The 23,235-nt window shown below is 71.3% G+C and carries 18 protein-coding genes; 7 read left to right on the top strand and 11 right to left on the bottom strand.

Translation table 11 applies throughout. From position 1 onward, the window contains the following. Nucleotides 1-6: 6 nt before the first annotated feature. Nucleotides 7-1,326, bottom strand: coding sequence for a hypothetical protein (locus tag B0I32_RS02385; RefSeq protein ID WP_146178013.1), 1,320 nt, complete (start codon nt 1,324-1,326; stop codon nt 7-9). A 198-nt stretch (nt 1,327-1,524) separates the two neighbouring features. On the opposite strand from B0I32_RS02385, the gene B0I32_RS02380 reads away from it, so the two are divergent. Then, on the top strand, nt 1,525-3,744 hold the full coding sequence (locus tag B0I32_RS02380) for a thiamine pyrophosphate-dependent enzyme (RefSeq protein WP_106234479.1): 2,220 nt from the start codon (nt 1,525-1,527) through the stop codon (nt 3,742-3,744). Nucleotides 3,745-3,754: 10 nt separating this feature from the next. On the opposite strand, the gene B0I32_RS02375 is transcribed toward B0I32_RS02380, so the two are convergent. Continuing rightward, on the bottom strand, nt 3,755-5,701 hold the full coding sequence (locus B0I32_RS02375) for a serine/threonine-protein kinase (protein WP_106234477.1): 1,947 nt from the start codon (nt 5,699-5,701) through the stop codon (nt 3,755-3,757). Between the two features lie 45 nt (nt 5,702-5,746). Beyond that, nucleotides 5,747-6,445 (bottom strand): M50 family metallopeptidase, encoded by a 699-nt coding sequence (locus tag B0I32_RS02370; protein WP_106234475.1) that lies wholly within the window; start codon nt 6,443-6,445, stop codon nt 5,747-5,749. Nucleotides 6,446-6,732: 287 nt separating this feature from the next. Here B0I32_RS02370 and B0I32_RS02365 point away from each other — a divergent pair, with 287 nt between their 5' ends. The 6 genes from B0I32_RS02365 (at nt 6,733) to B0I32_RS56295 (ending at nt 12,313) form a co-directional block, all read left to right on the top strand. After that, nucleotides 6,733-7,635 (top strand): amidohydrolase family protein, encoded by a 903-nt coding sequence (locus tag B0I32_RS02365; RefSeq protein WP_245955499.1) that lies wholly within the window; start codon nt 6,733-6,735, stop codon nt 7,633-7,635. A gap of 4 nt (nt 7,636-7,639) precedes the next feature. Next, nucleotides 7,640-8,113 (top strand): nuclear transport factor 2 family protein, encoded by a 474-nt coding sequence (locus B0I32_RS02360; RefSeq protein ID WP_106234474.1) that lies wholly within the window; start codon nt 7,640-7,642, stop codon nt 8,111-8,113. Between the two features lie 22 nt (nt 8,114-8,135). Beyond that, complete coding sequence (corA, locus tag B0I32_RS02355) at nt 8,136-9,254, top strand: magnesium/cobalt transporter CorA (RefSeq protein WP_106234472.1); 1,119 nt, start codon at nt 8,136-8,138, stop codon at nt 9,252-9,254. Between the two features lie 193 nt (nt 9,255-9,447). Next, the gene (locus tag B0I32_RS02350) at nt 9,448-9,699 is read left to right on the top strand and encodes a hypothetical protein (RefSeq protein WP_106234470.1); all 252 of its coding nucleotides are present in this window, start codon (nt 9,448-9,450) and stop codon (nt 9,697-9,699) included. Beyond that, entirely contained in the window at nt 9,696-11,762 is a 2,067-nt protein-coding gene (locus B0I32_RS02345) for a hypothetical protein (protein ID WP_146178012.1), read from the top strand. Before B0I32_RS02350 ends, B0I32_RS02345 begins: the two co-directional genes overlap by 4 nt. A gap of 11 nt (nt 11,763-11,773) precedes the next feature. After that, nucleotides 11,774-12,313, top strand: coding sequence for a hypothetical protein (locus tag B0I32_RS56295; RefSeq protein WP_146178011.1), 540 nt, complete (start codon nt 11,774-11,776; stop codon nt 12,311-12,313). Here B0I32_RS56295 and B0I32_RS02340 read toward each other — a convergent pair. From B0I32_RS02340 to B0I32_RS02305, 8 genes are all read right to left on the bottom strand, one after another. Then, nucleotides 12,248-13,831, bottom strand: coding sequence for a heparinase II/III domain-containing protein (locus B0I32_RS02340; RefSeq protein ID WP_245955497.1), 1,584 nt, complete (start codon nt 13,829-13,831; stop codon nt 12,248-12,250). The two genes, B0I32_RS56295 and B0I32_RS02340, sit on opposite strands and share 66 nt — an antisense overlap. A gap of 129 nt (nt 13,832-13,960) precedes the next feature. Beyond that, entirely contained in the window at nt 13,961-14,743 is a 783-nt protein-coding gene (locus B0I32_RS57405) for a hypothetical protein (RefSeq protein WP_106234467.1), read from the bottom strand. Further along, nucleotides 14,736-15,311 (bottom strand): RNA polymerase sigma factor, encoded by a 576-nt coding sequence (locus tag B0I32_RS02330; protein WP_245955495.1) that lies wholly within the window; start codon nt 15,309-15,311, stop codon nt 14,736-14,738. The genes B0I32_RS57405 and B0I32_RS02330 overlap by 8 nt, the downstream gene beginning before the upstream one ends. A gap of 58 nt (nt 15,312-15,369) precedes the next feature. Then, nucleotides 15,370-16,329 carry a winged helix DNA-binding domain-containing protein gene (locus tag B0I32_RS02325; protein WP_106234465.1) on the bottom strand — a complete coding sequence of 320 codons (960 nt, stop codon included), beginning with the start codon at nt 16,327-16,329 and terminating at the stop codon, nt 15,370-15,372. A gap of 3 nt (nt 16,330-16,332) precedes the next feature. Continuing rightward, the gene (locus B0I32_RS02320; protein WP_146178010.1) at nt 16,333-18,759 is read right to left on the bottom strand and encodes a transglutaminase TgpA family protein; all 2,427 of its coding nucleotides are present in this window, start codon (nt 18,757-18,759) and stop codon (nt 16,333-16,335) included. After that, nucleotides 18,756-19,865, bottom strand: a complete 1,110-nt coding sequence (locus B0I32_RS02315) for a DUF58 domain-containing protein (protein ID WP_219911603.1) — start codon at nt 19,863-19,865, stop codon at nt 18,756-18,758. Before B0I32_RS02315 ends, B0I32_RS02320 begins: the two co-directional genes overlap by 4 nt. Before the next feature lie 10 nt (nt 19,866-19,875). Next, nucleotides 19,876-20,925, bottom strand: coding sequence for an AAA family ATPase (locus tag B0I32_RS02310; protein WP_245955493.1), 1,050 nt, complete (start codon nt 20,923-20,925; stop codon nt 19,876-19,878). A gap of 14 nt (nt 20,926-20,939) precedes the next feature. Next, nucleotides 20,940-23,075: a fibronectin type III domain-containing protein gene (locus tag B0I32_RS02305; RefSeq protein ID WP_425438080.1), complete on the bottom strand. Its 2,136-nt coding sequence runs from the start codon at nt 23,073-23,075 to the stop codon at nt 20,940-20,942. Between the last annotated feature and the right edge of the window lie 160 nt (nt 23,076-23,235).

The raw sequence follows: 23,235 nt of genomic DNA, 5'->3' as shown, positions 1-23,235 counted from the left end.
GGGTGATCAGCGTCGCACGCGGACGTAGTCCCTGCGGCTGTCGTCGCCGTAGGCGTCCTCGTCGCCGCCGAAGACGAACTTCCAGTAGCCCGACCGCCAGGCCTTGGCCCTGGTGTAGAGGCGGCCGCTCTCGCTGGACCAGGTCGTCTTCACGTACTGCCACTTCCTCGAGCCGAGCGGCTTGAAGTACAGCCCGACCTTGCCCTCGTAGCCTTCCCAGCTGCCCTCGTCGTCGATCTGCAGCTTGCCCTTGAACTTCAGGTACCGGCCGCGCTTGACCGGCTCCGGGTAGGCGTTGAACTTGGTCAGCCGCGTGTCGGCCTTCGACGGCTCGGGCTCGGGGGCGGGCTGGTTGACCCGCACCCAGTCGGCGCCGCTGGTCGAGCCGTTGACGCCGCGCGTGCCCGCGTACTGGGCGCGCCACCAGCCGGAGGTCTGCGCCCGCGTCGTGGCCCAGAAGCGGCCGTGCCTGCTGGTCACGTCGCTGGTGACGTACTCCCACCTGCGCGACCCGTCGGCCTTGAAGAAGACGCTGACGCGCTGGCCGGCCAGGCCGCCGCGGCCGTCGACGCGCAGGGAGCCGGTGAAGGCGAGCCGGTCGCCCTTGTCCACCGGTTCCGGCCGGGCGTCGAAGCCGACGAGGTGGCTGGCGAGGTCGGCGCGCTTGACGTCCACCCGGTCGGACTCGCTGACCGAGCCCTTGGCGGTGCCGGTGGCGCTGAACGAGGCCCGCCACCAGCCGGTGGCCTCGGCCTTGACGCGGGTGCCGAACCAGCCGCCGCGGCCGGAGGTCACCTTGGCGACCTCGCGGTAGTCGTTCGAGCCGCGGGCGCGGAAGGCGATGGAGACGGACTGGCCGCCGAATCCTCTGCCGTCGGCCAGCAGCCGGCCGGTGACCCTGATGTCGTCACCCTTGTCGACCAGGTCGGGGCTGGCGTCGAAGTCGCCGAACGAGGTGGTCACGGCCTTGGTGACGATGAACGAGCCGGACTTGACCGCGGGCGGCGTGCCCTGGGCGGTGGCGGCGTAGTTGTACCTGCCGGGGCCGAGGGACTTGGTGCCCGTCCACTTCAGGCCGCCGCCGGCCGGCGAGGAGGAGACGTCGACCGTCTGTCCGTTGAGCTTGAGGCCGGCGTCGGTCGCGTCGGTGGTGGTGAAGGTGAACGTGACGTTGACCGGCGAGTCGAAGACGACCGGAGCGGCCGGGCTGACCGTCACGTCACTGATGGCTGGGGCGGTGGCCGCCGTCGCCGCGGTGGGAGCCAGGGTGAGCGTCCCTGCTCCGAGCACGACTGCGAGGGCGGCGACACGAATGCGTTGTAACATGCGGGTTCCTTTCTGGAGACCCCATTGGTCCAACGCGGCATTGAGGGTGCCACGTGTGTCATATAAGTAGACGTACGCGCGGGCGACAGGGTTGAGTATTCTGACAAACCGTAATAATTGCGGGTCAAACGGACCGGTCCACAACATGTCACCGGTGTCCGGCAGACGTCAGCGCCGATCAGAGACATAATCGATGCTGTGGCGCGGGACACAGTTGAGACTCACTTCATCCAGGCGGTTGCGACGCTCAAGACGGGCCCCGAGCGAGATCCGGGGCAGCCGATCCTTGAGGGCACGTCCCTGACCGGCGAGCGGGCGAGGACGTTGTTCCTGCGCCAGCTCGACAGCAGGCTGCTCGACATCGCCGCCCGCTGGCTGCGCGGGCAGGACGAGGGTTACTACACGATCGGCTCCGCCGGTCACGAGGGCAACGCGGCCGTCGCCGCCGCCCTGCGGCCCGATGACCCGGCGCTGCTCCACTACCGCTCGGGCGCGTTCTACCTGACCCGGTCCGAGCAGGCCGGGCGGCTGCCCGAGCAGGGCATCCGCGACGTGCTGATGGGCCTGACCGCCGCGGCCGACGAGCCCATCGCGGGCGGCCGGCACAAGGTGTTCGGTCACCCCGACCTGGCGGTCATCCCGCAGACCTCGACCATCGCCAGCCATCTGCCGAGGGCCGTGGGCGTGGCGTTCGCCATCGAGCGGGCCCGCGCGCTCGGGGTGCGGGCCGCCTGGCCCGGCGACGCCATCGCGGTGTGCAGCTTCGGCGACGCCTCGGTCAACCACGCCAGCGCCCTGTCCGGCTTCAACACCGCCTCCTACGCCACCTACCAGGGGCAGGCGCTGCCGCTGCTGTTCGTGTGCGAGGACAACGGCATCGGCATCAGCGTCCGCACGCCCCAGGGCTGGGTGGAGGCGGCCGCGCGCCGTCCCGGCATCGAATACTTCGCCGCCGACGGCTGCGACCTGGCCGCCGCCTACGACGCCGCCGCCCGCGCCGCCGAGCACGTGCGCGAGCACCGCTCCCCCGCGTTCCTCCACCTGTCCACGGTGCGGCTCATGGGCCACGCCGGCTCCGACGTCGAGTCGGCGTACCGCACCCAGCGCGAGATCAGGGCCGACCTCGAACGCGACCCGCTGCTGCGGACCGCCGCCCTACTCATCGAGGCGGGGCTGGAGACGCCGGAGGACCTGCTCACCCTGTACGAGTCCGCCCGCGAGCACGTGCTGCGGATCGCCCTGGAGACGACCCGCAGCCCGCGGCTCGGCTCGGCCGAGGAGGTCATGGAGCCGATCGCGCCGCGCCGGCCCGAGCTGATCGCCAAGATCAGCCCGATGGCGGCCTCCGCCGCGGTCAGGGAGAAGGCGTTCGCCGGGGCGCTGCCCGAGAACGACAAGGCGATGACGCTGTCGCAGTCCATCAACCGCACGCTGGCCGACGCGCTGGCCGTCTATCCGGAGATGACGGTGTTCGGCGAGGACGTCGCCAAGAAGGGCGGCGTCTACGGCGTGACCAGGGGGCTGCAGAAGCGGTTCGGGGCGGGGCGGGTGTTCGACACGCTGCTCGACGAGCAGGCCGTGCTGGGGCTGGCGCTCGGCCAGGGCGTGTCGAAGCTGCTGCCCGTACCCGAGATCCAATATCTGGCCTACCTGCACAACGCGCTCGACCAGATCCGCGGCGAGGCGGCCACGCTGTCGTTCTTCTCGCGCCACCAGTACACCAACCCGATGGTGGTGCGGGTGGCCGGATACTCCTACCAGAAGGGGTTCGGCGGCCACTTCCACAACGACAACGCGGTGGCCGCGCTGCGGGACATCCCCGGGCTGGTCATCGCCTCACCGGCGCGGCCCGACGACGCCTCCGCCATGCTGCGCACGTGCCTGGCTGCGGCCCGTACGTCCGGCTCGGTCTGCGTGTTCCTGGAGCCGATCGCGCTCTACCACACGCGCGACCTGTTCGACGAGGGCGACGGCGGCTGGCTGGCGCCCTACGCGCCCCCCGGGCGCTGGCCGGAGACGCACGTGCCGATCGGGCGGGCGCGCTCCTACGGCGACGGGCGCGACCTGACCATCGTCACGTTCGGCAACGGGCTGCGGATGAGCCTGCGGGCCGCCGTGCGACTGACCCAGGAGGGGTACGGCTGCCGCGTCCTCGACCTGCGCTGGCTGTCCCCGCTGCCGGTCGAGGACCTGCTGCGGGCGGCCGAGCTGACCGGCAACGTGCTGATCGCCGACGAGACCCGCCGGTCCGGCGGCGTCTCCGAGGGCATCGTGGCCGAGCTGCTCGACGCCGGCTTCACCGGCACGGTCGCCCGGGTCACCTCCTCCGACAGCTTCATCCCGCTCGGCGGCGCCGCCGATCACGTGCTGCTGTCGGAGGACGAGATCGAGCAGGCGGCGCGCAAGCTCCTCGGCTGATCTCCCCTGGTCACTGACCTTGTTCGGCGCGTGCGCCCCTGATGCAGTACGGCGCCGACCAGGCCACCGTGGAGTTCTCCGAGATCCGCAGCGGCACGCCGACCAGGAAGCAGTAGCCGCGGTTCGGGTCTAGGCCCGCCACCCGGGCCGAGGTGGCGCCCGTGCTCAGCGCGGTGATCGCCTGCTCGCCCTCCTTGATCGGAGAGCGCTGCAGGACCACCGGATAGTCGCGGGCGCCGGCGGGCAGGGTCCAGCGCAGCTCCACCAACGCCCCCTGGTCGGCCGCCGCCTTCACCTGGCGCGGTGCCAGGGCCGCCACCTCGCGCTTGTCGATGGAGGTCTGTTTCTCGGGCTGCTGCCGGGGCGCGGCCGTGCTGGTGGCCGGGGTCGTCCGGGGGTCGGAGGGCGGCTGAAGCGACAGGTAGACCGCCAGCACGGTGCCGCCGGTGACGGCCACCGCCACCGCGCCGCCGACCAGGATGCCGTTCCTGACGCGGGTGGCGCTCTCCGAACCGGCCGGCTTCCGGTGCCCGGCGCCCGGCTGGACCGGGTTCTGCGGGGTTGTGGAGGGCTGGGCCGGGGGGTAGGTGGGCTGTTGCGCGTGCTGGGCCTGGGCAGGGCCGAACTGCGGCGCGGAGTGGGGGTGTACGGGGCCCGGCTGGGCTTGGCTGGGCTGGGCTGGACCGGGCTGCGTCGGGCCGGGCTGTGCCGAGCCGGGCTGGGCTTGACGGGAGGCTGAGTACTCCGGGCTCCACCGCAGGTCGTCCGGCCGGCCGGGCGCCGTGTACGCCTGCGCCGACGCGGCGGCGGCCGTGTCGGGCGTCGCCTCGCTCTGGCCGGTGGCCTGCTGCGGGAAGGGCGGCAACTGGCTGCCCGTGGCGGGGAAAGCGCCGCTTCCCTGCGCCGGATGGTTGCCCGTGGCGGGAAAGGCGCCCCCTCCCTGCGGCGGGTGCTGGCCGGCGACGGGTTGAGCACCACCGCCCTGCGGCGCATGCCGGCCTGTGGTGGGGAGGGCGCCGCCCTGCGGCAGGTGGTGGCCCGTAGAAGGTAGGCCGCCGCCGGTCTGGGACGGGTGACCGCCGGTGGCGGCAGCGGGGCCGGAGTCCTGGCCGAGCAGGTCGGTGACCGGGAGGCCCAGGTCCGCCTGCACCGCCTGGAGGCGCCTGGCCAGCTCGCGCGCGGAGCCGTACCGGGACTCGGGCTGCTTGGACATCGCCCGTACGACGGTCTCGAAGACCGCCCGCGGCACGTCCGGGCGGTTGATCGGCGGCGGTTCGACGCTGAGCACGCGGTACATCAGCGGCGCGATCGACGGGTCGGCCGGGTTGTGGAAGGCGGGCCGGCCGGCCAGCAGGTGGTAGAGGGTCGAGCCGAGCGAGTAGATGTCGGTCGACGCCGAGTGGGGCTGTCCGGTGAGCACCTCGGGCGCGGCGTGCAGCGGGGTGAACGCCTGCGAGGTGGCCGAGATCTCCGAGGAGTCCACGACCCTGGCCACGCCGAAGTCGGCGATCGCGAGCTCGCCGTACCGGGAGATGAGGATGTTCTGCGGCTTGATGTCGCCGTGCAGCACCCCGGCCTCGTGTACGGCGGCCAGCGCGCCGGCGAGCTTGACGCCCGCCCGCAGCACCTCGGACACCGGCAGCGGCCCCTCCTTGCGGACCTTGTCGCGCAGGGAGCCGTTCTCGAAGAAGTCCATCGCGATGTACGGCTTGCCCGAGCTGGTCACGCCCGTGTCGAAGACGGTGACGACGTTCGGATGCCCGGTGAGGCGGCCGGTGAGCTGCAGTTCGCGCTGGAACCTGCGCATCGTGCGCTGGTCGACCCGATCGACGGACAGCACCTTGAGCGCCACGACGCGGTCGAGGCGCTCCTGGTAGGCGCGGTACACGACGGCGAATCCGCCCTGACCCGCCTGATCGAGTACCCGGTAGCCCGGGGCGTCCTCGACTGGCAGCACGTCATCTCCCCCTGTTGCTGTGGAGTTTAGTGCGAAATAGCGGGATCAGAGGGGGTTCATGAGGTATGCGCCGAAGAGCACGGACACCACCGCGACCAGCAGGAAGAAGAACACGTAGAACCCGCCGGGCAGGAACGTCAGCCGGGCGAGCTGGTCGGCGTCGGAGTCTCTGGCCTGCCGCCTGCGCCGCTTGTGCTGCAGCTCGATGATCGGCCGGATGCCGCCGAAGAGCAGGAACCAGGCCGCCACCATGGCCACGACCTGCTGCACGTCGGCCGGCGCGTACATGATCAGCGCGAACACCGCGCCGCCGGTCACCAGGAGGATCAGCGCGCCGTACAGGTTGCGGATCAGCAGCAGCATGCAGACCAGGAGCAGCAGCACGCCCCAGATCAGCAGGGTGATGCGCCCCTGCTCGGTCATCCACGCGGCGCCCAGCCCGAGGAACGGCGGCGCGAGGTAGCCCGCGAGCGCGGTCAGCACCATGCCGGGACCGGTGGGCCGACCCCTGGTCAGGGTCACACCCGAGGTGTCGGAGTGCAGCCGGATGCCTTCGAGCTTGCGCCTGGTGAGCAGGGCCATCAAGGCGTGACCGCCCTCGTGGGCGATCGTGATCAGGCCGCGCGACACCTGCCAGGGCATGCGGAACCCGACGATCAGCAGGGCGGCCAGCGCCGAGACGCCCACCACCCAGGGATCGGGGTCGGGCTGAACCGCGATCAGGTGGGCCCAGAACTTGTCCATCGAGGAGAAACCCTAACCGCTCGGCCTGCTCCCCGGAGCCCGTGAAGCCAGGGATTTCCGGCCGGCATGAACCGATCGGCGGAGATCGGCGGGCCACCGGTGGACGACCCTGTGGGATGACCACCGGCGGGGGCCGGAGAGTGGCGGCCTGCCGGTCGCGGGAGCCCGTCGGTAGGGTCGGCACCGTGCCCGAAGAAGCCGCACCCTCAGCCGCACCCTCGGCTACGCCCTCAGCTGCGCGCGGGCCCTCACCCGGAGCCACGCCCCCGGCTACGCCGGAAGAGAGCGTGCCGGACGGGACCTCCTTCGACGAGCCCGAATCCGACGCGCGGGTGCCCGGCTGGTGGGGCGAGCTGGGGCTGCCCGGCCTGATCGACCTGCACGTGCACTTCCTGCCCGAACGCATGGAGCGCCGGGTGTGGCACCACTTCGCCCACGGCGGGCCGCTCATGGGCAACGGCTGGCACATCGCCTACCGGTGGCCGGTCGAGCGCCGGGTCGAGCGGCTGCGGATGATGGGCGTGCGCACGTTCCCCGCCCTCGCGTACGCGCACAAACCCGGCATGGCCTCCGATCTGAACGCCTGGACGCTGGAGTTCGCCCGGCGTACACCCGGCTGTCTCCCGTCGGCGACCTTCTACCCCGAGCCTGGGGTCGACGGATACGTGCGGCGGTCGCTGGCGGACGGGGTCAAGATCTTCAAGGTGCATCTGCAGGTGGGCGGGTTCGATCCGCGTGCGCCTGAACTGGACGGGGTGTGGGGGCTGCTGGCCGAGGCCGGGGTGCCGGTGGTGGTGCACGCGAGCTCCGTACCCGTGCCGGGCGGTCACGTCGGGGCGGAGCCGATCGGCGAGGTGCTGCGCCGGCATCCGGCGCTGCGCGTGGTGATCGCTCATCTCGGGATGCCCGAGTACGACCCGTTCTTCGACCTGGCCGCGCGCCACGAGCGGGTGATGCTGGACACGACGATGGCGTTCACCGAGTTCAGCGAGCCGGGCATGCCGTTCCCCGATCGGTTGCGGCCCGCGCTGCTTGATCTGGGTCTGGCGGGGAAGGTGGTGCTCGGCAGCGACTTCCCGACCATTCCGTACCCCTATGTCCATCAGCTCGACGCCCTGGAACGCCTTGATCTCGGCGATGCCTGGTTGCGGGCTGTGTGCTGGGACAACGGTGCGGCCGTGATTCGATAGAGGGGTGAACGATCGGCACGTGGCGCTCATCAGCGCTTTCTACGACGCTCTGGGGCGCGCGGACTACGCGGCCATGGAGCGCTGCTACCACCCTGAGGTCAGCTTCGGCGATCCCATCTTCCAGGAGGTCGAAGGGCGGGACCGGGTGATGAGGATGTGGCGGCTGCAGCTCGGCGTTCGTGACGGGCTGAAGTCGGAATACCGGGATGTCACCGCCGACGACCGTAGCGGCACCGCTCACTGGACCGCCCGCTACACCTTCTCCAGCACCGGGCGTGAGGTCGTCAACGAGATCGACGCGCTGTTCAGGTTCGAGGACGACCTGATCGTGCGCCACCACGACGAGTTCGACTTCAAGCGGTGGTCGAAGATGGCGCTGGGCAGACCCCACGGGCTGCTGTTCGGCTGGACGCCGATGTGGCGCAAGACCATCAGAGACCGCGCCAGCCAGCAGCTCGACGAGTTCCGTCCGTCATAGTCACAGTCGTCAGGGAGGCTTCATGGCCAGGGTGAAGGGGTTCAGGCGCGGCGCGGACGTACGCGAGGAAGCGCCGGAACACTCGATGGACCCGCGAGCCGGCGACGAGCCCCCCTACCGTCCCACCGTCATCGACAACGCGATCTACCAGAACGGCGAGCGGGTCGACAACCCCGGCTCGCTCGCCGACGCCTTCGACCGCCTCAAGCAGATGCCCGACGCCATGGCCTGGATCGGGCTCTACCGGCCGAAGGAGTGGGAGCTGGTCAAGCTCGGCGAGGAGTTCGAGCTGCACGAGCTGGCGCTCGAAGACGCCATCGTCGGCTCCCAGCGGCCCAAGGCCGACCGCTACGGCGACACGCTGTTCGTCGTGCTGCGCGCCGCACGCTACCTGGACGCGGCCGAGGAGGTCGCGTTCGGCGAACTGCACATCTTCGTCGGCCCCAACTTCGTCATCACCGTACGCCACGCGGAGGCCCCCGACCTGGTGGCCGTGCGCCGGCGCATGGAGTCCGACCCCGACCTGCTCCGCCAGGGCCCGCAGGCCGTCCTGTACGCGCTCCTCGACGCCGTCGTCGACGGATACGCGCCGGTGGTGGCCGGGCTGCAGAAGGACATCGAGGAGATCGAGGCCGAGGTCTTCAGCGGCGACCCGTCGGTGTCGCGGCGCGTGTACGAGCTCTCCGGCGAGGTCATCGAGTTCCAGCGGGCCACGGCGCCCCTGACCGACATGATCAACGGCTTCATCGCGGGGGCGCGGAAATACGGGGTGACCGAAGAACTCCAGAGCTACCTGCGCGACGTCACCGACCACGCGATCACCGTGACCGAGCGCATCTCCTCGTTCCGGCAGATGCTGCAGAACATCCTGATCGTCAACTCCACCCTGGTGACCCAGGCCCAGAACGCGGAGATGGCCCGCATGACGGAGGCCAGCATCCAGCAGGGCGAGGAGGTCAAGCGCATCTCCGCCTGGGCCGCCATCCTCTTCGCCCCCACTCTGGTCGGCACCATCTACGGGATGAACTTCGACTTCATGCCGGAGACGCACTGGGTGTTCGGTTACCCGTTCGCCATCGTCCTGATGGGCGCCGTCTGCCTGGTCCTCCATAGGGTCTTCAAACGCCGCAACTGGCTGTAGATTCTCCCCCGATTTAGCATTTGCCACGCTATAACACCTAAAACCCATAAACAGACACGCCCGCCCGACAAGCGGCACCTCCCCGATGGCTCTTTCTCTGCAATCCCCTGATCCACTCCACTCCGCGGCCGGCCTCCGGTTACCATTCCATCGGCCCGGTGTGCCCGTTCCACAGGACGAATGAGATCAGGCGATGATGGCGACGCGGGAACAGATCGACGCCGCCCGGCGGCACATTGAGGAATTGCGCGATTATCACGTGAATGACGTGACCGCGCTCATCCGCCTGGTGGACGACGGCGCACTCAAAGGCGCGTCCGGAGACCGGCTCGCCGCCGACCTGCGCGCCTGGGACCGCGGCTTCAGAGACCGCTTCACCCGCGCCCTGTCCCTCCTGGACTCACTCCAGCCGAGCGACCAGGGCACCGCGGGAGTTTCTCGATGAGCCCCATGGTCGGCATCGATCCCGCGCTGATGACCCGCCTGATCGACGGCATGAAGCGGGTCAGCGGCATGATCCCGGACGTCGACCGCCAGGTGGAGCGGGCGCTGACGTCGCTGGGCATCCACCTGTGGGGCCCGTCGCCGCTGCGCGACATCGGCCGTCAGATGAGCGACCTGATCCCCTCGCTCCAAGGCCGCCTCGACCTCATCCTCGCCGAACCGGACCGTACCTCCGGCACGGGCGGCACCCTCTGGGCCGACGAATCACCCTGGCTGTCCAGCTCACCCGCCGAGGGCGCGGCCTCCGCCAAGACCCTGGCCACGCAGCTACGGGACCAGGTCGCGAGCCACTCCCTCGATCCGCACCTGGTGGCCGAGATCGAGCGGCACAAGAACGACCCGTACTTCGCCATGGCCTTCGCGACGGAGATACCGCCGCGCGAGCTGAAGGCGTTGATCAACGCCCTCTACGGGGCCGGCCTCTCCGCCTCGGCCCGCCCGCTCCAGCGCGACGTCATCACCCAGGACAGGCTCCTCACCATGCTCAGCACCATCCTCGGCACCGCCTCACGGGGCGCGGGCCGGCTGAGACTGCCGGACGGCTACGCCGACCAGCTGGTCGACGGGATCGAGAACAGGCAGGACGCGTTCGCGGTGAAGAGGCTGCTCCAGGACGCGGAGTTCGACCACACGTTCCTGCTCACGGTGGTCCAGAAGCTGTACGACAAGGACCTGGCCCACCCACCGGACCCGAGCCTCCCACGAGACCCCTGGGCACTGCCCGGCCCGAGAGACGCGGCACCCGGCGACCTCAGCCCCATGGGCGCCGCCCTGACCGCCCTCGCCCACCATCCCACCGTCGCCCAGGACTTCTTCACCGACCCGCAGCGGCGACCGCTGGCGTACCTGATGCGGCGGCACCCGTGGGACGGTGACGCCGACACGGAACTCGGCTGGGCCATCGAGGCGGCCGGCACGGAGTTCCGCGATCACGACCTGCCACCGGGGGGTTCACGCGGCTACAAGTCCGCACTGATCGCCTCATGGGCGGTCCACTTCTGGAGCGACCCGAAAGTCCAGCAGAACCTCCCGAACACCCGCGGCCACCTCGGCACGATCTTGGCCCAGTACACGGGGGACCTACACCGCGACATACGCGCGTTCACGGAACGGTTGCCGGGCGTCATGACAGCACGGGACGCCGATAAGAACCTGATCGGCGCGGAACCCTATGGAGCCAAGTTCAACGCCGCGGATTTGAAACAGGGCATGACGTGGGCGTTCGAGGACGAGGAAACGTTCAAGACCGCGGCCGTCGCACATGCACTGTACTCCACCGAAATGATGGACGAACTGGGCGCTAAAATAGCGAATGAAGTGGCGATCAGCTTCGCGGCCTGGAAGAAAGCACATCCGGAAGCCACGGAACACCAGGCATCGGCGACGCGCCAGAAGCTGCTCGAAGCCCGTATGAGCGGCGGAGCGGGCGGCGAGTTCGCTCAAGCGGCGCGCAACCTCAGCATGACAACTTGGGTGATCACCGATGCGGCCAATATTGCCGACATCGACTCAGCCAAGCAAGGTGACACCCGTTTCGCCATCTTCAAGGAGATAACCGAGAAAGTGGCCGGGCTGGCGCCATGCCCGCAAGGCAAGTTCTTCGGACTCCTGATCGACGAAGCCAAGAGAAAGATCTTCGGAGAGATCAAATCGAATAATGAGAGGCGCGCTCGCGCAGACGCGGACACAGCGCTCGGCACCGCAAAGCACATGTTCACCGACCTCACCATCGCCGCAATGATGCGCCATGGTCTTTTCGGCGACGCATCCACACCGGCGAAAACTCATCCTTATCATTACGAGGACTTCCGAACCGACTCGGACGGACATTTCCTCCGAAATGGAGAGCTTGTCTCCTGGACGGATATGAATACCAGCCAACAGGATAGCTACGAGGAGTGGCTGGGCGTGAATGCCATCGGCCGCGTCTTCAGCGAGCCAAGCGAATCCATCGCTATCGGCTTCAAGGACGCTGAAAAGTACTATTCTGGGCACGGTTCATGAGAACGGCACCATTGACGGCTGCGCTGCTCGCCGGCTTCGCTTTGACCGCGGCATGCTCCTCAGCACCCGCTCCATCACCGGACAATCGTCCACTGGGAAATGTCACCTCCGCACCCCGGGAATGTGGCCTGATCTCAGCGAGAACCATCACTCTTGCCACCGGCCTCAAGCACTACACCGCCTACGGCACGAAAATGGACAAGGGACAGCGCTTCGCATCCTGCTCCGTGCATGAAGAGTCCGGCCAAGAAGACAAGAGGGGGCTCTTGATCGAAGTCTTCGACCCTTCTTCGGACAGCGCGGAAGATCTGGAGAACACTAAAACGGTGAGCCAAGGGAATGACCTGCCCGCGACACTGGGGCCAGGCTTCACAGCCCGGCGGAAGAACGACGAGAACCAGACCATCGCCAGCGTCTACGGGTGGACGCCTGACTACCAGCGCCTTCTTACCGTCAGTATTGCGGAGGGCGCGCCTGGCCGTGATTCATTGGCGGATGCGACCGAAATATTTCGCCAGCTCAAGCCCGTCCTTCTGGACCGACGCAAGTGATGGGCATCGCCGACGTTCACCACAAGCCATGGGCCCGCAACGACCGTCCTGCGGCACGATCACCGTCAGGACGCTCTGTGCCTCCGGCGACAGGACGGTGATGTTCTCAGCGGTGCGGAGGTAACCGGTGGAGACCAGCCCGGGCCGTATCGACTCCCCCTCTCCCGGGAAATGCAGGAGGGTGACGCGGAAGCCTGTGTCGTCGCCCAGGACCACCGCCCCGTCGCCCCGGGACAGAAGCTTGAGGGAAGGGTCGAGGTGGAAGGTGGCGCGTAGGGTGCCTGAGTCGGCGGTGTCGTGTACTGCCAGCCAATCCGTTCCGTGGTTGATCACGATGTGGCGGGTTCTGCGGATGCCGTAGGCGTCGTCGGTGAGGGTGAAGGACTGGGTGGCCGGGGTGATGGAGGAGGAGAGGAGGTGGGTGGGGGTGCCGGGGCGGAAGGTGCCGGTGGTGGGGATGGGGACGTTGTGGGCTTCGGGTGAGCGGGTCCAGTCGACGTAGCCGGTGCGTTCGTAGGAGTGGAAGCCGGCTTCCACGAGGATGCGGCGGCCCTGGGCGGCGTAGGTGATGCCGAGGTGGTCCTCGTGGCCGTGCAGGCGGCGGCCGGGGCCGAATCTGATCGAGTAGTACGCGGAGTGCGGGTCGTCCCAGGCGGTTCGGCCGAAGACGTAACCCCCGTCGAAGACCCGCACCGTCGGTCCCTCGTGGGGGAAGCCGTCCGCGCGGGTGTCGGCGGGGCTGTCGCCGATGGGGACGAGCCGGCCGTCGGGCTGGGTGGCGTGGGCCACGTAGGTCTCCAGGGCGCGCCGTCTGGCCAGCAGCCGTTCGGGGGGCTCGGTGCCGCTCTCGCGGATGGCGCGCAGGGCGACGCCGAGGCGGCGGTGGACGTAGAGGCCGTAGCGGGGAGCCTGTTCGTGCAGGACGCCCTGGGCGTCGATGGCGCGTTCCGCGGAGCCGGTCATCCTGCGTACGGCCAGGTCACGCCAGCGGGCCCGGCCCAGGCGGCAGCCCACGACCAGGAGGGCGATGTCCTGGTCCAGGCCGTGGTTGTGGCCTTCGCGGTAGAGCGCCGGGTCGGCCAGGACCTCCCCGTGCTCGGCCAGGGAGTCCCACAGGGCGGGCGTCCGGACGTGTTCGCTGAGGCACACCAGGACGGGGGCGCGCAGCGCTACGGCGTGCTCGGCCCACGCCCACGGGCTGACGCCGGCGCCGCCTCTCGGGTTGGCGCGCAGCCACTGGGTGGTGATGTCGGCGGCGCGGTCGAGGCAGGCTCGATCACCGCCCTGCTCGTACGCGCCGACCAGCCGCCCCATCCAGCGCAGCGTGTGCAGGTTGAGCGCCCAGGAACGGTTGCCGTGCGGGTTCGCGGTCCAGTCGATCTCGCCGGTGCCGAGTTCTACCGGTGGCAGGCCGACGAAGGTCACCTGGCCGCGCATCACCTCCTCCACCTTGATTCCGGGGAACTGATCGCTCAGGCAGATGGCCTTGCCTGAGGTCGAGCGGGCACGCCAGAACACGTCGTCATGCTCCAAAGGGTGAATTGACCGGCATATGCCTCAGGCCCAGGGCGAGGCCGCCACCCCTATGGCCGGGCCGGGGTCACACGCGCTGAAGTCACACGTGCGCGGCGGGTGAGGAGGCGCGGGTCAGGGGAGGTTCGGAGGGGCCTGGTCGGTCCAGCCGGCGGTCAGGACGAGTTCCGAGCGGCCGCCCTGACCGCTGTCGACGCTGGACAGCACCTGCGAGGACGCCGGGTCGATGATCAACGTGCGCCGCACGCCGGAGGGCAGCCCGTAGGCGAACGCCTCCCCGCCGCGCCCCCGCGGGTCCGTGGCGGCCCCCAGGTAGCGGACCTCGGGCAGGTCGGCCAGGGCCCGGTACGCGGCCGCGCGCACGCCGGGGGCCGACGGCTTGGTCCACAGCAGGCCGCTGAGCGCGTCGGCGAGCAGCCCGCGTGAGCCGTCGGGCAACAGGGCGGCCACCTGGTCGCGCAGCGCGCCCGCCTCCGCGGGCAGGGCCCGGATCTGTTCGTACGTCATGCCGCGCCCGGCCAGGCTGAACGGCGGCCGGCCGGTGACGCGGCTGACCCGCCCGCGCTCGGCGGTCCAGGCCCGGCCTCGGGCGTTCACCCAGAGTTCGGTCTCAGGGCCGCCGTCGCGCTGCTTCCTGACGTGCCAGTACGCACCCGCGGATCCGCTGGACGCGGCGGAGGCGGCGGCCGTCAGCAGGATCGAGCGGCCGGGGACCGGCGGCGGGTCGGCGGCGGGGAGCACGGTCAGCAGGATCGCCGTCAGCGCCGCGGTGACGGGGATCGCCATCCAGGTCAGCCGCGCGCGCCGGCGTCTGGCCGTCACCTTGCGCCACACCCGCTGCCGGGCCCGCGGGTCCTCGCGGGGCGTCCCGTACAGGTCGCGGATCAGCTCATCCATGGACGGCCACCTCCCCGAGCAGCGCCCGCAGTTTCCTTCTGGCCCGGTTCAGGCGGGAGCAGACGGTGCCGTACGGGATGCCGAGCGCCGTGGCGATCTCGTCGTGGCCGAGCCCGGCCAGCGCGACCAGCAGCAGGACGTCGCGGTCGCCCCGGTTCAGCCCGGCCAGGGCGGCGGCCAGTTCCGGCCGCAGGCTCTGGGCGCTGACCCGTACGGCGACCGTCTCCTCGTGTCCCGGCGCGTCGGTGTCGGGGGCGCAGCGGACGAGCGCGCGCAGGGTGCGGGCCTCCAGGCGGCGGTGTTTGCCGACGAGGTTCGTGGCGATGCCGTACAGCCAGGCCCGCACCCCCGCGCGGGACGGGTCGTACTGGGCGCGCTTCCTGAACGCGGTGAGGAAGGTCTCGGCCACGATGTCCTCGGCGTGGTCGGGGCCGACGCGCTGGGCGACGTAGGCGTGGATCTCGCCGAAGTGCGCGTCGAACGCCGCCTCGAACGCCGCCTCGTCCGCGAGCTTTCCCGGCGCGCGGGCCGCCCAGGGCATCATGGCCGCGATGCTCTCCCCTGTCATGTGCAACCTTCCGGTGGATCGGTGCTCATGACTAATCACCCGATAGGCCGATTCGGCTTCACGCCCGCGTCTCCACGCTGAGGAAGCGGTGGACGTCGGTGATCTCCGCGTCGAGCATCTCCCCGGGAAGGTCGCCGAACGGTTCCACGCTCGCGCGCGTGCCCTTCCGCGTCCACACGCCCTGGATCAGGCCGTTCACCAGCACGACGGGCCGCAGGATGCCGCCTCCTGGGAAGACCTTCCGCGCGTGCTCGGCGGCCAGGATCGGCGTCCGGTCGCGCCAGCCCATCAGGTATTCGTCGAAGGCGGGGGCGAGCCGGACGAAAGGGGCCGTACGTGGCACAGGCGCGGGGGCGGCGCTCATGGCCCAGGCGCGGCGGGCCTGTCCGAGCGGGAGGCCGGACCAGGCGGCCAGGTCCTCGGGGTCGGCGGGGTGGTGGGCGCGGCGGTAGCGGACGGCCAGTTCCTTCAGTGCGCGGTCGCGGTCGGGCTCGGGCGTGATGGGCGCGCCGAGCCAGTCGGCGGCGTGGACGTACGTGGGCTTGCCCGCGCGGGACGGCCCGAGTACGGCCAGCCCGTGGTGGGCGGCCAGCGCCACCAGGTGCACGACGCCCTGACCGCGGGCCCGGCCCGCGAGACGTTCCTCCAGTTCGGCCTTGGTGAGCGGGCCCCGGCCCGCGAGGGCGCGGTCGATGAGGGCGAGCAGGTCGTCGCCGGTGACGCCCTCCTCGGCCAGGCGGCGCCGGGCGTTCGTGGCGCTGCTGGTGAGGGCGTGGATCCAGGGGAGGTCCTCGGCGTGCACGAGGTGGAGGGTGCCGCGCGGGCCCCACGTCCTGACGAGCTCGCGGGCCTGTCCGGCGGCCTCGACGTCGGCCCTGGTGAGGGTGGCGGAGCGAGCCCGGAAGGCGAGCAGGGCGGAGGGCACGTCCTGGGCCTGGACGGCCGTCAGGCGCCGGACGATCTCGCCCGCCGTCAGGCCGGGAGGGCGGTGCAGGAGCTGGGCCTCGACGCTTCTCATCGGTTATCGCAGCAGCAGACGGTCGCGCAGGCGGATGGTGAAGGGGGTGCGGGCGCGGACGATCCGGCGGATGGCGTCGCTGTGGTGCCAGGCTTCTGTGGCCGCCGTGTCGGTACCGGCTTCGGGGGCGTACCGGACGAAGTTCGAAATTTCGGCCAACGGCCGGAGATGCGGTGAGATGTCGGCGGGCTGGCGGGACAGCACGTCCTCCGCCGTCAGCGCGGGCTCACCCCGCAGCCCCAGGTCGTCGCACGTCTGCCGCCACGCCCCGAGCACCCGCCGCTCCGGGCCCGGCGCCAGACGGCGGCCGCGCCTGCGCCGCCACGGCACCACCACGATCACGACGCCGTACGCCACGAGCAGGCCGCCCGCCGCCACCGCCGCGATCACCCAGACCGGCGGGCCGGAGCCGTCCTGCTCGCCGTTCCCCGTGGCCTGCGGTTCGGACCGCCGTGACCGGTCGCTGCCGCCCTTGGCGAACTCCCCCTCCAGTTCCTCGCTCTCCTCGATCGCCGACGAGACGACCTCGTGGTCGTCCTTGGCCCCGCTGCGTCCCGGCGTCGGATAGAACGGCCGCCAGCCCAGCCCTTCGAACTCGATCTCCGCCCACGCCATCACATGTCCCGACTTGACGTGATAAGCCCCGCCGGACGCCTGCCCCGGCCGGAACCCCACGACCACCCGTGACGGCAGCCCGAGGGTTCTTGCCATGAGCGCGAACGTGGCCGCGAACTGCTCCGACGTCCCCCGGTGAGTGGTCTGCAGGAAGAACTCCAGCCCCTTGAGCGAGTGCCCCGGAGGGGCGGTGACGTCGTAACTGGCGTTGGTGCGCAGGTAACTCTGCAGGCGGTAAGCCTGCTTGATGGGCGCGTCGGCGCCCTTGACGGCCTGCTGGGCGAGCCGGCGGAACAGCCGTTCCTGCGGGCCTGCGGGGAACGCGGTCAGGGCGGGGTCGCGTACGGGCGTGGCGACGAGCAGGTCCTCCTTGGACGGTTTGGGCACGCGCGAGGTCACCTGGTAACCGAATCCCTTGCCCGGCTTGCCACCGGTGGTGAGCAGGGCACCGCTGCCCGGGTCCACCGCCAGGCCGCGTACGCCGGTGACGTTCTCGGGGCGTTCGGCGGCGGGCAGCCAGGTGCCGGGCAGGCCACCGAACGTCACCTTCTGGTGGACGACGTCCGCCGCGCCCGTCCACTCGCCCTCGGGGACCCGGCCGCCGGTGGGCTGGAAGCGGGCGCTCGAGGTCCAGCGGACGCCGTCGTACCGGTCGAGCACGGCCAGCCGCCAGTTCTGCGGCTTGTCGGCCCTGACGGTGAACAGGTCGCGGTCGGGGATCTGCAGCCACGCGGAGACGCGGTCGAGCGGGCTGACGCTGTCCACGCGGGCCGGCGGGGGCAGTTCGACGTCGTTCCTGGGGTTGTACGGCTGCGCCGCCATCGGCAGCAGCGGGCCCGCCACCAGCGCCAGCGCGGCCAGGGCGGCCGCCGCGGGAAGGCCGGTGAGCAGCCAGACGGGCGAGCGGCCGTCGCGCAGGAGGGCGAGGGCGGCGGTCAGTACGAAGAGCGCGGCGGCGACCGGGAGATTGGAGCCCTCGCCGTCCACGCCGAGCAGCAGTGCCACGCCGTAGACGGCGAGGGCGGGCAGGGCGGCGACGATCTTGGTTCTGGTACGGGTCAGGATCTCCGCGCCGATGGTGGCGGCGGCCCAGACCAGGGTGTGCACGAGGACCAGCAACCGGGGTTCCGGCTGGGCGGGCAGGAGGGTGGTGAGCAGGGCGTGCCAGGCGTTGCCCACGTCGGCCAGGACCGTGGGGGTGAGTGCCTGGTAGAGGGGGACGGTGCCGGCCAGCCAGAGCAGCACGTCCAAGGCCAGGGCCAGCCAGAGCGGGCGGCGGCGGACGAGCGCGGCGACGACGGCGGGGGCCACGGCGGCGGGGACGACGGCCAGGAGCAGCCCGTCCGACGGGAAGACCCGGTGGAACCCCCATCCGGCCACGGCCGCGGTCGCCGCCACGACCCCCAGCCCGGCCGCCCACCGCCACCCGGGCCCGTCCGCCCCGCGCCCCCGCCACTCGCCGCCCTCCCGAGTGTCCGCGCGCCGGTCGCCGCCGTCCTGGGTGTCCGCGCGCCGGTCGCCGCCGGTCGCGGCCCGCCGGGTGCGCCGACTGGACCCGGCACGGTCGTGCCGGGACGACCGCGAGCCCGCCGCCCGCTCGCCGCCGGCCAGGCCGCCGGACGCCGCGCCGCCGCCGGGTCCACCGGCTGGTGCCGCCCCAGGTCCGTGCCCACCTGAACCGGGCGCGCCCACCGGCGCCGCCTCATGAGCGGATACGCCGCCCACCGGCCCGTGCCCAGGGACGGCACCAGGCGGAGGCCCGTACCCGGGCGGCGGTACGGGGCCGGGTGGGCCGCCGAGGGTCTGATCGGTCATCGGGCGCCCCACGCCACCGGCAACTCCTCCAGTGACGAGACGCGTACCAGCGACACCCCGGGCGGCGCGGCCGGTGCGGGGCCGGCGCCGACGTACACGCAGATGACCCGGTCGAAGCGGCGCCGCACTCCCGCGGCCCGCCCCACCTCAGCCGGGTCCCCCGTCACCAGCACCAGCGATCCCCCGCCCCGCGCCGTCCGCAGCGCCTCCGTGACTCCCGAAGCGCCGGCGGCTCCCGACGTGCGCGCCTGGACCAGGGCGAGCCGGTCCAGGACCGCCTCCGCGTCCGACTTGGTGTCGGGCAGGGGCCCGGCGTCGGTGCGGAGCCGTACCGGGAAGCCGGCCCGGGCGGCGGCCACCGCGACCGAGGCGGCCGCGTCCACCGCCGGCTCCGTCAGCCCCCGCGTGTCGAGCAGGACCGTCGTCGTCGGCAGGCTGGCGTCGATGAGCTGGCGCACCATCAGCGTCCCCGTGCGGGCGCTCGACCTCCAGTGGACGTGACGCAGGTCGTCGCCCACCACGTACTCGCGCAGGGTGTGGAAGGTGACCGTGCCGCTGGGCGCGTTGTCGCTGGTGGGGCCCTCCAGGTGGTGGGCCTTGCCGGACGGCGGGACGGACAGGGGGACCGTGCGGGGCCGGACGAGCAGGGTGACGGGCCGGCCGTACTCGCGCACGCGGCGCGTCAGCCCGAACGGGTCGGCGCGCACGAGCGCGAGCGGCCCCACCGGGATCTCCCCCCGGGTGCCGGTCGGCAGCGGGTACGACACCGTCCGCGTCGCCCCCTTGGGCAGCCTGGGCAGGTCGACGGTGTGCTCGTCGGCCCCGATCCGGTCCTGGGCGCGCAGCCCGGACAGGCCGCGGCCGCCGAGGTTGGCCACGTTCAGCACGGCCACCGCGGCCTCGCCGCGCGGCACCTTGACCGGCGTGACCTCCCTGTGCACCTCCAGCCGCGGCTTCGGCGCGGTCCAGGCCAAGGCGGCGGCCAGCGCGAGCAGGGCGCCCGTGGCGAGCACGACGGGCTCGGGGTAGCCGAGCGCGAACCCGGCCGCGTACAGGACGACGGCGCCGGCCAGCGTGCCGCGCCCGAGCGGCGTCAGCACCGCCATGAGCCGCACCCTACGCCGCCTGCGGCACCGGCATCCCGGCGAGGATCTCGCCGAGCGCGGCGGCGGCGGTGACCTCGCGCAGATCGGCCTCCGGGGTGAGGATCAGGCGGTGCGCCAGGACGGGCACGGCCAGCGCCTTGACGTCCTCGGGCACGACGAAGTGCCGTCCGGCCGCGGCGGCCTTGACCCTGGCCGCGCGCAGCAGCGCCAGGCTGCCGCGCGGGCTGGCGCCCAGCCGCAGATGGGGGCTGGTACGGGTGGCGCCGCAGAGCGCCACGATGTAGTCGTAGACGGGATCGGCGACGTGGATCCGCGAGGCGAAGTCGATCATCCCGGCCACGTCGGAGGCGCGCGCCACCACCGGCAGCCGCTCGACCTGCGGCCCCGTCGGCATGCCCTTGAGCACCTCGACCTCCGACACGTGGTCCGGGTAGCCGACGGAGATCTTCATCAGGAACCGGTCGAGCTGGGCCTCGGGCAGCGGGTACGTGCCGTCCATGTCGACCGGGTTCTGCGTGGCGACCACGAGGAAGGGCCTGGGCACCGGATGCGGCTCGGCGTCCACCGTGACCCGGCGCTCCTCCATGACCTCCAGCAGCGCGGCCTGCGTCTTCGGCGAGGCGCGGTTGATCTCGTCGGCGAGCACGATGTTGGCGAAGACGGGCCCGTGGTGGAACTCGAACTTCTGGTGCGCCTGGTTGAAGATGGACACGCCGGTGATGTCGCTGGGCAGCAGGTCGGGCGTGAACTGGATGCGCCGCCACTCCGCGTCCACGCTGGCCGCGACGGAGCGGGCGAGCGTGGTCTTGCCGGTGCCGGGCACGTCCTCGACCAGCAGGTGTCCCTCGGCGAACAGGCAGATCAGCGCCAGCTCGATGGCCTCGTGCTTGCCGCGGATGATGCGTTCGATGTTGCTCGCCAGCAGCTGGAACCGCTGGGCGAACTGGCCGGCCAGCTGCGCGGGCTGCTGCTGGGCGACCTGCTGCTGCGGCACCTGCGGCTGCTGCTGGTACGGCTGTGCGGTCTGCTCGAACTGGTCCCCGTAGTTGTACTGGTTCAACTGAGTTCCCCTTCTCAGTCGGTGCACTCGAACAGCGGCCCCTCGGGGAAGCCTCCGTCCGGAGTCGCCACCAGGGTGTCGTTCAGGTAGCCGTTGCCGTACTGGCTCTCGATCCGGTTCCAGATGTCGCTGGTCTTGCCGGTGGACGAGTCGGTGTACGAGGCTCCCTTGACCTGGCAGATCACGGTCAGGGTGATGTACTGCCCCTGCGGGATCGTTCCGGCCTTGTCACCGGCCGACGGGCCGGTCCTGATGATCGTGTTGGTGTCGTCGTTGCTGGCGTTCTTGTACTGCTGCTTCGGGTAGGCCAGGTCCACCTCGGCGGTGGCCACGTCGGGGCTCTCTCCCGCCGCGTTCCTGGCCTTGAGCTTGAACGAGTGCTTCTGGTTGTTCTTCAGTCCCTCGACGGTGAACGTGGTGCCCTTGATCGCGTCGTTGGTCGCGGCGCCGGTCAGCTCGTACGTGGTGGCGTCGTCGGCGCCCTCGGGGGCGTTCCAGGTGAGCTCGGCGCCGCGATTCCTGGCCTTGGCCGCGAATCCGGTCGGCGAGCCCGGCGCCACGCAGGGCTTGGCCCCCGCGCTCGGTTCGGACTCGACCTCGCCGCCCTGCCAGTGCGCGACCACGGTGAACGTGTACTCGCCGCTGCAACTGCCGCCGGTGAACTCGAACCGGAACGGCCCGTCGGCGTCCACCGACTGCGGCACGGACCTGCCGTCACCGGAGGACTTGAGCGTGTACCGCTCGACCTTGCCGCCGGCGGACGGGCTGAAGGTGACGGTCACCTTGCCCGGCCCCGACCTGGCGGTGACGCCGCCGGGCGGCGCCGGCGCGCTCTGCGTGGGTGTGGATGTGGGTGTGGGGGTCGAGGACGGGGTCCGCGTCGGTGTCCGCGTCGGCTGCCCAGTGGTGGGTTCGCGCGTGGGCTCGCGTGTCGGCGGGACCGGGGCCCGCGTGGTGGTCTCGACGTGGTCGGGCTGCGGCGGGGTGTCGGTCCGCGTCGGGTCGGAGCGCGGCGTCTGCTTGGGCTTGGGGGTGTTGGTCGGCCCCGGTACGTCGGAGTCGTCCTTGTCGACGTCGTGCTTGCGGCCTTCCGGGTCGATGACGATGGCCTTGTCGCCGTTCTCGTCGTTCGCCCACAGCAGCCCGTCCTTGACGAACACGTCCACCGGGCCCGGATCCTGGGCCACCCTGAGCGTGGTGGGGCGGCCGCCGTCCGCGCTGTCCCAGACGATCAGCGAGCCGGCGGCCTGGTCGGGCACGTACACCTTGGAGCCGAGCACCTGCGGCGTGCCGAGCGCGGCCGGGTCGCCGGTGCCGAGCTTGGTGCTGAGCACGGCGTTGGAGGCGGTGTCGATCACCACGAGCAGCCCGGAGTCGCCGGGCGTCAGGATCGGCACGAGCGAGCCCTCGGTGGCGGCGGGGGCGAGCGCGCCGCCCCTGGCGGCCTGGGAGACGCCCTTGGGCAGGGTGATCTGGCCGACGCCGCCGTCGGACCCGATGACGGTGGCGGTGGCCGCGCGGCTGTTGACGACGACGGGCAGGCCGCCGGCGATCGTGACCGACAGCTCCTCGCCGGGCTCTCCGACCTTGACCGGGGCCGCCGCCGTGCCCTCGGCCACCGGGACGACCTCGCCCCTGGCGGTGACGGGCACCCACAGGCGGCCGCCGCCGTCGATGCGGGCCGCGCCGAGCGGGGCGGGCAGGGTGAGCGCGGCGCCGACGGTGTCGAGCGTGGCGGGGTTGATCTGCTGGATCTTGCCGCTCGCGGGATCGACCGCGTACCCCGTGCCGCCGGACACGGCCAGCTGCAGCCCGGCCGCGCCGAAGTCGCGGGTCTCGGCCACGCTGAGCTGGCTCGGCTCGACCCGGCTGACGTAGCCGGTCGTGTCGTCGACGAGCAGCACGTCGCCGCCGTCCTGCACCACCCGCAGCTGACGGCCCGCCTTGTCGTTGAGGTAGCCGTCCACCTCGCCCGACAGGCCGTTGACGTGCACGATCTTGCCTCTGGCCTTGGTCCAGAGCCAGGCGCCGACGTCGGCCAGCTTGGGGTTGGCGCTCGACACGCCCACGCCCAGCCACGCCGCCACGGCGACCAGGATCGCGGCCACCGCGGCGGCGATCAGTGCCGTTGCTCGATCGCCTCGGAGCATGCGCACCCGTCACTCACCCCGGTTTGTACGATTACTTAGCGTTTCGCCCCCGTGTTATCGGGCATCACCCTAGCGCCCAGGCGTCCCGTACGCGTACGTACTGGCTGGTATACCTGGGGTTCTCCTGAGCTCCTTCGGGGCTCTCGGTGCGAGCGTGCCA

The sequence above is a fragment of the Nonomuraea fuscirosea genome, from assembly GCF_003001935.1.
GTDB lineage: Bacteria > Actinomycetota > Actinomycetes > Streptosporangiales > Streptosporangiaceae > Nonomuraea > Nonomuraea fuscirosea.
This window is presented reverse-complemented; position numbering and strand designations above follow the sequence as displayed.

What these genes read in the sequence shown, in the direction of transcription:
- B0I32_RS02385 (WP_146178013.1), bottom strand. Translation starts at nt 1,326, where the DNA reads ATGTTACAACGCATTCGTGTCGCCGCCCTCGCAGTCGTGCTCGGAGCA.
- B0I32_RS02370 (WP_106234475.1), bottom strand. Translation starts at nt 6,445, where the DNA reads ATGGACAAGTTCTGGGCCCACCTGATCGCGGTTCAGCCCGACCCCGAT.
- corA (WP_106234472.1), top strand. Translation starts at nt 8,136, where the DNA reads ATGGCCAGGGTGAAGGGGTTCAGGCGCGGCGCGGACGTACGCGAGGAA.
- B0I32_RS02350 (WP_106234470.1), top strand. Translation starts at nt 9,448, where the DNA reads ATGATGGCGACGCGGGAACAGATCGACGCCGCCCGGCGGCACATTGAG.
- B0I32_RS02345 (WP_146178012.1), top strand. Translation starts at nt 9,696, where the DNA reads ATGAGCCCCATGGTCGGCATCGATCCCGCGCTGATGACCCGCCTGATC.
- B0I32_RS57405 (WP_106234467.1), bottom strand. Translation starts at nt 14,743, where the DNA reads ATGGATGAGCTGATCCGCGACCTGTACGGGACGCCCCGCGAGGACCCG.
- B0I32_RS02330 (WP_245955495.1), bottom strand. Translation starts at nt 15,311, where the DNA reads ATGACAGGGGAGAGCATCGCGGCCATGATGCCCTGGGCGGCCCGCGCG.
- B0I32_RS02325 (WP_106234465.1), bottom strand. Translation starts at nt 16,329, where the DNA reads ATGAGAAGCGTCGAGGCCCAGCTCCTGCACCGCCCTCCCGGCCTGACG.
- B0I32_RS02320 (WP_146178010.1), bottom strand. Translation starts at nt 18,759, where the DNA reads ATGACCGATCAGACCCTCGGCGGCCCACCCGGCCCCGTACCGCCGCCC.
- B0I32_RS02315 (WP_219911603.1), bottom strand. Translation starts at nt 19,865, where the DNA reads ATGGCGGTGCTGACGCCGCTCGGGCGCGGCACGCTGGCCGGCGCCGTC.
- B0I32_RS02305 (WP_425438080.1), bottom strand. Translation starts at nt 23,075, where the DNA reads ATGCTCCGAGGCGATCGAGCAACGGCACTGATCGCCGCCGCGGTGGCC.